This is a genomic window from Nonomuraea sp. NPDC049784, from assembly GCF_040659615.1.
Classification (GTDB): domain Bacteria; phylum Actinomycetota; class Actinomycetes; order Streptosporangiales; family Streptosporangiaceae; genus Nonomuraea.
Genome location: NZ_JBFAMX010000433.1, coordinates 1 through 8,902, shown reverse-complemented (window position 1 = coordinate 8,902; position 8,902 = coordinate 1). Strand labels below are relative to the sequence as shown.

Genomic DNA, 8,902 nt, shown 5'->3' with positions numbered 1-8,902 from the left:
GCCGGCAGTAGTGGTGGCGTGCCAGCCGGAGGTGTAGTGCGACCAGCCGAGCGCGGTTCCCAACCGCGCCATCACGCCGGCGGCGGCGAGGTAGGCGCGCGCGTCGCCCCGGACTGCCAGCACCGCCGGAACGCAGATGGCGCTGATGTGGGTCGTCGACTCCACGTGCAGGTCGTCGAAGTCGAGCACGTGCGCTGCCACAGCCCATCGTGCCGTCTCCGACAGCGACGAGGCCGTTCGGACCAGGGACTCATTGCGGGCTGCGACCGCGACCGCGACCGTGTCCAGCAGGGAACGGTCCGCTAGTTCGAGGTCCTCTGCGGTGGGGCGCAGGTTTGCGGCCCAGTTCGCCAGCTCCTCGGCAATGGCCGTCACAGATCCAGCTCCTCGTGCGCGATGACTAAGCACTTAAATGTACGGCCATTTATGCAGAAAAGTGCGTCAGGAGTCAACACTCCGCTGAAAGGCGGTAGACGTACGCGTGGTGAGGTGCCGGCAGCGGCCGGGCTCCCGCGGGGTGCGCCTGGATCAGGGCTCGGAGTACGCGCGGCAGCTCTATGCGCGGTGGCGGCGGAGCCGGGTTCGGTAGGAGTACCGGTCAGGGTGGAAGTGGCTGATCGCCAGCTCGATCGGATCGCCGTCGGTGTCGAAGTACATCCGATCGATGCGCAGCAGGGGAGTGTGAAGCGCCAGGCCCAGGCTCTCCGCGACCTCAGGCGAGGCGGTCCCGATGGTGATGCTCTGTTCGGCGTCCTGGATCGGAGCCTCGAGGGCCTGGTCGAGAAGGCCGATGACGGTGATCCGGCTCACCGTTCCCGGGTCGGAGAGCTCCTTGGCCCCGTCGAGGTGTGCCGCGACGCGGGGCGGCAGATAGACGTTCGTGTGCGAGAAGGGCTCCCCCTGATGGAGTCGCAGGAAGGAGATCGTGACAACCCGGTCGTCAGACAGACGCAGCCGCCCCGCCGAGGTGGGGTCCACCGCGGCGGTGATGGGGCGCAGGACCTGCAACTGGCTGTCTGCCGACAGGGCCATGAGGTCCTCGACAGAGCCGAACTGGCGCAGGTAGCGCCCCGAGGCCGGGGTGACGAAGGTGCCCCTGCCCGGCACGCGGAACACCAGGTCCTCGGCCACCAGGTCCTGAAAGGCGCGCCGGACGGTCTGGCGGCTCACGGCGTACTGGCGCGCGATCTCGGCCTCGGTGGGCAGGGGGGTGTCCGGGGGGAAAGCGTGGCCGAGGATCTGCGTCCGGAGATCGCCCCATACGCGCCGGAACGCCGGTTCCGCCTTTGCCTCTGAGCTCACGGTGGCTCCTCCTAGGGCTGGGGTCTAGCAGGACGCATTTGTTGTATCAAATGGTGGACATTATCTTAAAGCCTCCCTGCTGGCGGCGGAGCACCCGGGACCCGCGGTCAAGATCGCTACAGTGGGCCGCATCCGTGCAGGACGCTGCATCGAGGACGCGGCAGCACTGCAAGCATGGCGCGGCGGATGCCGAATGACGGCAAACGGCCCCTTGACCAGTGGCAACCCATGGCCTTAAATGGCCCTACATATTCGCCGATTTGGTCATGACTCAACCAGGGCACGCGCGACTGGACAGACCTCATCGCTCCCCCGACGAACGCCTGCGTGTATCGGCCTTCCCCCAGCAGGGACCGATGCGTCGTCCGTGCCCACCCCCACCATCTCGTCTCATCAGCCCGGTGCGGACGCTAGGAAACGGAACACAGGGAATGGATCATTCTGCAGCACCAAATGTTTCTACCGGGCTGGCCTCCCAGCCGTATCGCGTCACCGCCAGGGACGTGAAGATCGCGACCTGGGTGTGCTTTTTCGCCTGGACCTTCGCTGTCTACGACTTCGTGTTGTTCGGCAACCTCCTTCCCACGCTGGCCGCTGACCTCGGCTGGTCATCGGCCCAGTCCACCGAGATCAACACCTGGGTGACCGCCGGCACCGCGCTCGTCGCCTTCGGCGTCGGACCCTTCGTGGACCGAGTCGGTCGCCGCAAGGGCATCATCATCGCCGTCATCGGAGCGGCCACGGCCTCGCTCCTGACCGCGCTCTCGGGCTGGGTCGCCGGCACGGTCGGCGGTGTCGGCGTCGTGCTGCTGATCCTGGTACGGGCCCTCGCCGGTCTCGGCTACGCCGAGCAGGCGATCAACGCGACCTACCTGAACGAGTTGTTCGCCGACGTTTACTCCGACCCCGCCAAGGCCCGCCGCCGCGGCTTGATCTACTCACTGGTGCAGTCGGGTTGGCCGATCGGCTCCGTGCTCGCGGCCGCGTCGATCTACCTGTTGTTCCCAATCGGCGGCTGGGCGCTGTGCTTCATCGTCGCCGTGTTCCCGGCCCTCTTCATGCTCTGGGCGGCGCGCTACCTCAAGGAGAGCCCGCAGTTCGCGGCGCGTCACCATGCGGAGAAGCTGCTGGCCGAAGGACGCGCCGAGGAGGCCAAGGCGCTCGCGGCCTCGGCCGGCGTGGACCTGACCGACCAGTCGACCCCGCTGGCGTCCGCGTTCAAGGGCGAGTCGCTGCGCTCCACCCTGGTGATCGGCGCGGCCACCCTGTTCAACTGGCTCGGCGTCCTCACTTTCGCGATCCTCGGCACTTCGCTGCTGACCGCCCAGGACGGCAAGAACATCACGTTCGACAACGCGCTGGCCATCCTGATCATCTCCAACGCGACGGCCTTCGCCGGCTACGTCTTCCATGGCTGGCTCGGTGACCGGATAGGCCGCCGCAACGCCATCGCGATCGGATGGATCATGGCAGGAGTCTCCTTCGGCGGCATGCTGCTCGCCCCTAATGGAGGCTTCGGACTGATCATCTTCCTTTACAGCGCGGGCCTGTTCTTCCTGATCGGCCCGTACTCGGCGTTGCTGTTCTTCAACGGCGAGAGCTTCCCCGTCCACACCCGTGCGACCGGCGGCTCGATCACCAACGCCGCAGGGCAGGTCGGCGCGATCCTGGGCGGTGTGCTGATCACCTGGGCCCTGGCCGCCGGCGACGGCTGGACGCATACGGCCTTCATCTTCGGCTGCCTGCCGATCGCGGCCTCGGGTCTGATCATCCTCGGCGCCCGCAACATCAACCCCCGCAAGGTACGGCTCGACTGACTCCGAGCCCCTTCCCAGCCATTCCAGTGAAACAGTCCGGTGCCGCCACGGCGCTGCTATCCAGGAGGGGATCAACATGCCCAAGGACATCAAATGCGTATTCGGCGTCGACATCGACGCCGTCGGAGGATGGCTCGGCTCGTACGGCGGCGAGGACTCGCCGTCGGACATCCAGCGCGGAATGTTCTCCGGGGAGATCGGCACGCCACGGGTGCTGAAGCTGTTCCAGAAGTACGATCTCCCGGCGACCTGGTTCATCCCCGGTCACTCGATCGAGACCTTCCCCGACTCCGTCAAGATGATCGTCGACGCCGGCCACGAGATCGGCGCGCACGGCTACTCGCACGAGAACCCGGTCGCCATGACCGCGAAGCAGGAGGAGGACGTCCTCTCCTACTGTGTCGACCTCATCGAGAAGGTCAGCGGCAGGGCCCCTCGCGGCTATGTCGCGCCCTGGTGGGAGATGTCGAACAACACCGCCTCGCTGCTGAAGAAATATGGATTCACCTACGACCACAGCCAGGGCTTCCACGACTTCATGCCGTTCTACGCCCGGGTCGGCGACTCCTGGACGAAGATCGACTACAGCCAGGAGGCCGCCACCTGGATGAACCCGCTGCGCCGCGGTGAGGTCATCGACCTGGTCGAGATCGGTGCCAACTGGTACATGGACGACCTGCCGCCGATGATGTTCATCAAGAAGTCCCCCAACAGCGCCGGCTGGGTCAACCCCCGCGATGTCGAGGCGTGGTGGAAGGACCAGTTCGACTGGGTGTACCGCGAGCAGGACTACGGTGTGTTCGCCTTCACCATCCACCCTGACGTCTCCGGGCGGCCGCAGGTGCTGCTCATGCTCGAGCGCCTGATCGAGTACATCAACGGCCACGAGGGTGTCAGCTGGGTCACCATGGAGGCGGCGGCGGACGACTTCCGCACGCGCTACCCCTTCCCCGGGCCCGAGGGCAGCCCGTTCATGCCGGGTTCCTGAACGGATGGGCGGGCCGGCTGGCACGGCCACCCGACCCGCCCCTGGCCAGGCCGGACGACGCGAAGGGTAGGCGATCTCATGTGTGTGTTGTGTTATGAGCTGGTTCCCGATGACCACTGGTCGGACGGGGTCTCGGACGCGGTGCCAGGCCGCTCGCTATACCGGCGTACCCGCATCCTGTCAGCCGTCCTCGCCCCTTACGGGCTGACGGTGTCCGATCCGGGTACCGGCCCGCACTGCGTGATCGCGAACCGCAAGGGCGCCGCAGAGGTCGCCGCCGGCCTGCCCGCGGTGTGGCAGGTGGCCCAGAATCTGAGCTCCCGGCGCATCGATGTGCTCGACCCCGTGCTGCTCGAGGCTCTGGCACCAGGTCCGTCGGGTGCGGACGCGTGACCGTCCCGCAGTCGGGTATCCCCACGCAGACCCCGTCCAGCCAGAACCGGCGCGCAGTGACGTTGCTCAGCGGCTTTCTGGGGTCGGGCAAGACGACTTTGCTGCGACGCGAGCTGTCCCGCGCCGGCGCGCACGCGCCCGCAGTGATCGTCAACGACTTCGGTCGCACGATGGTCGACGACGTCCTGCTCACCACCCGCGGGGAGCGCCCGGTCACCCTGCCGGACGGTTGCGCCTGCTGCACCCGCAAGGAGGACCTGGCCCGGGCACTGACTGACCTGCTGGACTCCGAGCAGCGCGGAGACGCGCCGCGCCGGGACCACGTCGTCATCGAGACCAGCGGGCTGGCCGACCCCGGACCCATCGCCTTCACCGTCGCCCACGACCCGGTCCTTAAGCATCACTACGCCCTCGCCCGCGTCCGCGTCACCGTCGACGCTCTGACCGGCCTGGACAGCATCGAGCTCGAGGAGGTCGCCCTCCGCCAGCTCCTGGCCGCCGACGAGGTCGTCGTCACCAAAGCCGATCTGGCCGAGCCCGACGACGTGGACCGACTGGTCCGGCGGCTGCGCGAGGTGAACCCGTCCGCGAGCGTCAGCGTCACGGCCAACGGTGAGCTGCTGCGCGCCGAGGAGGCACTGTCGGTGCGGAGAAGGCCGACCGCCCCGCCCGTGGTCCACACCGCTCACGTCACCGGCGTGTCCACCCTTGAGGTGGTGACCGACGAGCCCCTCGACTGGCAGGCCTTCTCCGTGTGGCTAAGCCTGCTGCTGCACAGCCGCGGTGGCGACGTGCTGCGGGTCAAGGGCGTGCTCGACGTCCGTGGGGTCGGGCCGGTGGCCGTCAACGGCGTTCAGCATGTCGTGCACCGACCCGAGCACCTGGGCAGCCCGGTCCCTACCGGCACGCGGCTGGTCTTCATCGTCCGCGACATCGAAATCGAGCTGCTCGAGCGCTCGTTTCACACCTTTCTCGCCATCAAATGAAAGGAAGTGACACTATGACGGTTCAGTCGGGGCTGCCCCAGGTGACGGTCTTCTCCCTCGGCGGGACGATCGCCTCGACGAACAGCCCGGGCGGCCCCGCGGCGGGGGTCAGGCCTCGGCTCGGCGCCAGAGAGCTCGTGGACTCGGTGCCCCAGTTGAGTGAGGTTGCCAAGCTGGAAACGGTGGCCTTCCGCCAGACACCGTCCGGTGATCTCAGCCTGAGCGACCTCGTCTCCCTCGCCGCGGAGATCACAAAACGCTTCGACACCGGCGACATGGGTGTGGTCGTCACCCAGGGCACGGACACCATCGAGGAGACCTCCTTCGCCCTTGACCTGCTGGTGCGCGGCCCGCGACCCGTCGTCGTGACCGGAGCCATGCGCAACCCCACTCTCGCCGGCCCCGACGGCCCCGCCAACCTGCTCGCCGCAGTGCAGGTGGCGGCGTCCCCGCAGGCCGCCGGGCTCGGCACTCTGGTCGTGTTCAACGACGAGATCCACGCGGCCCGATTCGTGCGCAAGACACACACGTCCAGTCCCGCGACGTTCCGCTCCCTGACTGCCGGCCCGCTCGGCTGGATGGTTGAAGGTCGCCCCCGTATCGCCTTCCGTGCTCCTGCGCTGCAGGGCACGCCCACCGGTGTGGGCGAGGACGTGCCCGCGGTGGCACTGCTGAAGTCCACCCTCGGCGACGACTTCCGCCTGGTCGAGCAGGTGGAGGCGCTCGGGTACGCCGGCCTGGTCGTCGAGTCCTTCGGCGGCGGCCACGTGCCCGCCCGCGTCGTCCCGGTGCTCGAGCGGCTGGCCCGGCGCCTGCCCGTCGTTCTGGCCTCGCGCACCGGCGGCGGCGAGCTGTTGCGGGAGACGTACGGCTTCCCCGGCTCCGAGCGGGACCTGCTCTCCCGTGGGCTCATCCCGTCGGGATTCCTGGACGGCCTGAAGGCTCGCATACTGCTGAGCCTGCTCCTGGCGGCAGGGGCCGGCCCGGCCGACGCCCGGAACGCCTTCGAGCAGCTCAACATGTCCGTCTCCGCGCCTATTGATGCCCGAGCAGGCAGCTGACCGTTCGGGCCCGACACCTGCCACCACCGGAGGTCAACATGACATCACCGATCCCATCCGGCCTTTCCGGCCGGGTCGCCATCATCACCGGTGCCGCCAGCGGCATCGGCCGCGCCCTGGCCGTGGCCTACGCCTCCCACGGAGTACGAACCGTGGTGGGCGCCTACCCCGGCGACCCGCACGACCCCGCCGAGACCGTCCGCCTGGTCGAGGAGGCCGGGGGCACGTGCGTCGTGCACGCGGTGGACGTGCGCGACGCCTCGCAGGTCGAGGCGTTCGCGCAGCGTGCGATCGACGAGTGGGGCCGCCTCGACATCGCGGTGGCCAACGCGGGCGTGCTGCGCAAGGCCGCGCTCGCGGAACTCACCGACGACGCCTGGGATGACATGCTGCAGGTCGACCTGACAGGTGTGCTGCGCACCTTCCGGTCCGCGGCCGCGCGCATAGGGGGTGACGGCGCGATGGTCGCCGTCTCCTCGATCGCCGGTGGTGTGTACGGCTGGGGGGAGCACGCACATTACGCCGCGGCCAAGGCGGGAGTGGTCGGCTTTTGCCGCAGCCTTGCTGTGGAGCTCGCCTCCCGCCGAATCCGAGTGAATGCCGTGATTCCCGGGCTCATCGTCACCCCGCAGTCTTCCGATCCGGTGAACTCGTTGGGCCCGGAGGGGCTGGCCCGCGCGGGAGAGGACATTCCCTGGGGACGGGTCGGACGGCCCGAGGAGGTCGCCTCGGTCATCCGGTTCCTCACTTCCGACGACGCGGGTTACGTCACCGGTCAGGCGTTCGTCGTCGACGGCGGGCTCACTGCGCGCATGCCTGATTGAGACGAACACATAGGTCGGTAAGAAGTGAAAGAGGATCTCATGCCGGTTCTTGCAGGCAGGACAGCGTTCATCACCGGAGGCGCGAGCGGGATAGGCCGCGCGATCGTCGGCGCCTACGTTCGTGAAGGAGCCGAGGTCATCGTCGCCGACCGCGACGCCGAGCTGGCGGCCAAGGTCTCCACGGAGGCCGGAGCGGCAGGCCATGTCGCCGTCGACGTGAGCGACGAAACGGCTGTGGCCGCCGCCGTCGAAGCCGCGATGGCACGGCTGGGCAGGATCGACGTTCTCGTCAACTCCGCCGGAATACTGACCGAGGCGCCGCTGGCCGAGATGAGCCTCAAGATGTGGACGGAGACGATCGCGATAGATCTCACCGGAGTCTTCCTGTGCTGCCGCCACGTCGTCCCCCATATGGTCGAGCGGCGGTGGGGCCGCGTCATCAACGTCGCCTCCCAGCTCGGCATCAAGGGAGGGCGCTCGCTCACCCACTACGCCGCCGCCAAAGCCGGTGTCATCGGCTTCACCAAGTCCCTCGCCTTGGAGGTCGCCGAACACAACGTGCTGGTCAACGCGATCGCCCCGGGCCCTGTCGAGACCCCGCTCGTGGCCGGCATCACAGAGGAGTGGAAGGCCGCCAAGCGCGCCGAGCTCCCTCTGGGCCGGTTCGGCCGGCCGGAGGAGGTCGCACCCACTGCGGTCCTGCTGGCGAGCGAACCCGGCGGCAATCTCTACGTCGGGCAGACCCTGGGCCCCAACTCCGGGGACGTCATGCCCTGACGTCCGCCGTACAGCATGCCGCGCCGATACGATCTCCCTGGTGCGGCTCCCGCGGGCGGCGAGGTCGTGGCCCGCGTACGAGTCGATCTCGCCGTAGGACACGGGCGTTGTCCGGTGGAGCCGGGTCATGCGGGTGCCGGGAACTATGTCGTCGGCTCTGACCTGCGGCTGCACGGGAGAGTGGGTCTGAGCGTCCGCTACGGTGCGGTGTGCGCCTGGGGCCCTGTCAGTGTCTCTGGCGCGACGTCTGGTAGGCGATGCGGCGCTGGCACTGGTCCGCGAAGAACCCTGGGACCCCGCACAACAGCGATGGCGGCACCGAAACCGGGCGACCTGATGCGTGTCGCTAGATCTGATCAGCGCCTCCGCGGGGGAGTGGGCGTTGCTTTGCGGCTATCCCCGCGACGTCTGTGGCGAGCTGATGATCACTGCCGCTACGTTCTGATCTGGTGACCTGGGCCGCCGCCTCGGCCAGGGTGGCTACCCGATGAGGGCCTGGGTGCCGAGTACGGTCAGCAGTGCGAGGCGTTCGGCGTCCTCGGTGCCGGGCTCGGCCGTGTAGAGCATGATGCGCAGGTCGCTGCCCGCGACTGTGAGTACGTCGCAGTCCAGCGTGAGGGGCCCCACGTGCGGATGATCAATGGTCTTGCGGGCGGCCTCGTGGTGGCCGACGGCGCCGGAGTCCCACAGCTCGGCGAACCGGTCACTGCCGCCCCGCAGTTCCGCGACCAGCCGCCGTAGCCGGTGGTCGTTG

At 68.3% G+C, this 8,902-nt stretch carries 8 protein-coding genes and 2 pseudogenes; 7 read left to right on the top strand and 3 right to left on the bottom strand.

Annotation, left to right across the window (positions count from 1 at the left end; all coding sequences use genetic code 11):
• Together AB0J09_RS46605 and AB0J09_RS46600 are read right to left on the bottom strand one after the other, a co-directional pair.
• Positions 1 to 375, bottom strand: a pseudogene (locus tag AB0J09_RS46605) (2-methylcitrate dehydratase); the annotation flags it as partial.
• Between the two features lie 180 nt (positions 376 to 555).
• Positions 556 to 1,302: a GntR family transcriptional regulator gene (locus AB0J09_RS46600; protein ID WP_360706393.1), complete on the bottom strand. Its 747-nt coding sequence runs from the start codon at positions 1,300 to 1,302 to the stop codon at positions 556 to 558.
• A 503-nt stretch (positions 1,303 to 1,805) separates the two neighbouring features.
• Between AB0J09_RS46600 and AB0J09_RS46595 the strand changes: the two genes are divergently transcribed.
• The 7 genes from AB0J09_RS46595 to AB0J09_RS46565 all read left to right on the top strand — a co-directional run bounded on the left by AB0J09_RS46595 (position 1,806) and on the right by AB0J09_RS46565 (position 8,148).
• Positions 1,806 to 3,119, top strand: a complete 1,314-nt coding sequence (locus AB0J09_RS46595; RefSeq protein WP_360706390.1) for an MFS transporter — start codon at positions 1,806 to 1,808, stop codon at positions 3,117 to 3,119.
• 76 nt (positions 3,120 to 3,195) lie between these two features.
• Entirely contained in the window at positions 3,196 to 4,107 is a 912-nt protein-coding gene (locus AB0J09_RS46590; protein ID WP_360706388.1) for a polysaccharide deacetylase, read from the top strand.
• An 87-nt stretch (positions 4,108 to 4,194) separates the two neighbouring features.
• Positions 4,195 to 4,500, top strand: coding sequence for a hypothetical protein (locus AB0J09_RS46585; protein ID WP_360706385.1), 306 nt, complete (start codon positions 4,195 to 4,197; stop codon positions 4,498 to 4,500).
• Positions 4,497 to 5,486 carry a GTP-binding protein gene (locus AB0J09_RS46580; RefSeq protein ID WP_360706382.1) on the top strand — a complete coding sequence of 330 codons (990 nt, stop codon included), beginning with the start codon at positions 4,497 to 4,499 and terminating at the stop codon, positions 5,484 to 5,486. The genes AB0J09_RS46585 and AB0J09_RS46580 overlap by 4 nt, the downstream gene beginning before the upstream one ends.
• 14 nt (positions 5,487 to 5,500) lie before the next feature.
• Positions 5,501 to 6,547 (top strand): asparaginase, encoded by a 1,047-nt coding sequence (locus AB0J09_RS46575; RefSeq protein ID WP_360706380.1) that lies wholly within the window; start codon positions 5,501 to 5,503, stop codon positions 6,545 to 6,547.
• Between the two features lie 38 nt (positions 6,548 to 6,585).
• A complete protein-coding gene (locus AB0J09_RS46570; RefSeq protein ID WP_360706377.1) occupies positions 6,586 to 7,371 on the top strand; it encodes an SDR family NAD(P)-dependent oxidoreductase in 786 nt (261 codons plus the stop codon).
• 39 nt (positions 7,372 to 7,410) lie between these two features.
• A complete protein-coding gene (locus AB0J09_RS46565; RefSeq protein ID WP_360706375.1) occupies positions 7,411 to 8,148 on the top strand; it encodes an SDR family NAD(P)-dependent oxidoreductase in 738 nt (245 codons plus the stop codon).
• A gap of 480 nt (positions 8,149 to 8,628) precedes the next feature.
• On the opposite strand, the pseudogene AB0J09_RS46560 reads toward AB0J09_RS46565, so the two are convergent.
• A pseudogene (locus AB0J09_RS46560) lies at positions 8,629 to 8,902 on the bottom strand (transcriptional regulator); the annotation flags it as partial.

What these genes read in the sequence shown, in the direction of transcription:
- AB0J09_RS46590 (WP_360706388.1), top strand. Translation starts at nt 3,196, where the DNA reads ATGCCCAAGGACATCAAATGCGTATTCGGCGTCGACATCGACGCCGTC.
- AB0J09_RS46575 (WP_360706380.1), top strand. Translation starts at nt 5,501, where the DNA reads ATGACGGTTCAGTCGGGGCTGCCCCAGGTGACGGTCTTCTCCCTCGGC.
- AB0J09_RS46570 (WP_360706377.1), top strand. Translation starts at nt 6,586, where the DNA reads ATGACATCACCGATCCCATCCGGCCTTTCCGGCCGGGTCGCCATCATC.
- AB0J09_RS46565 (WP_360706375.1), top strand. Translation starts at nt 7,411, where the DNA reads ATGCCGGTTCTTGCAGGCAGGACAGCGTTCATCACCGGAGGCGCGAGC.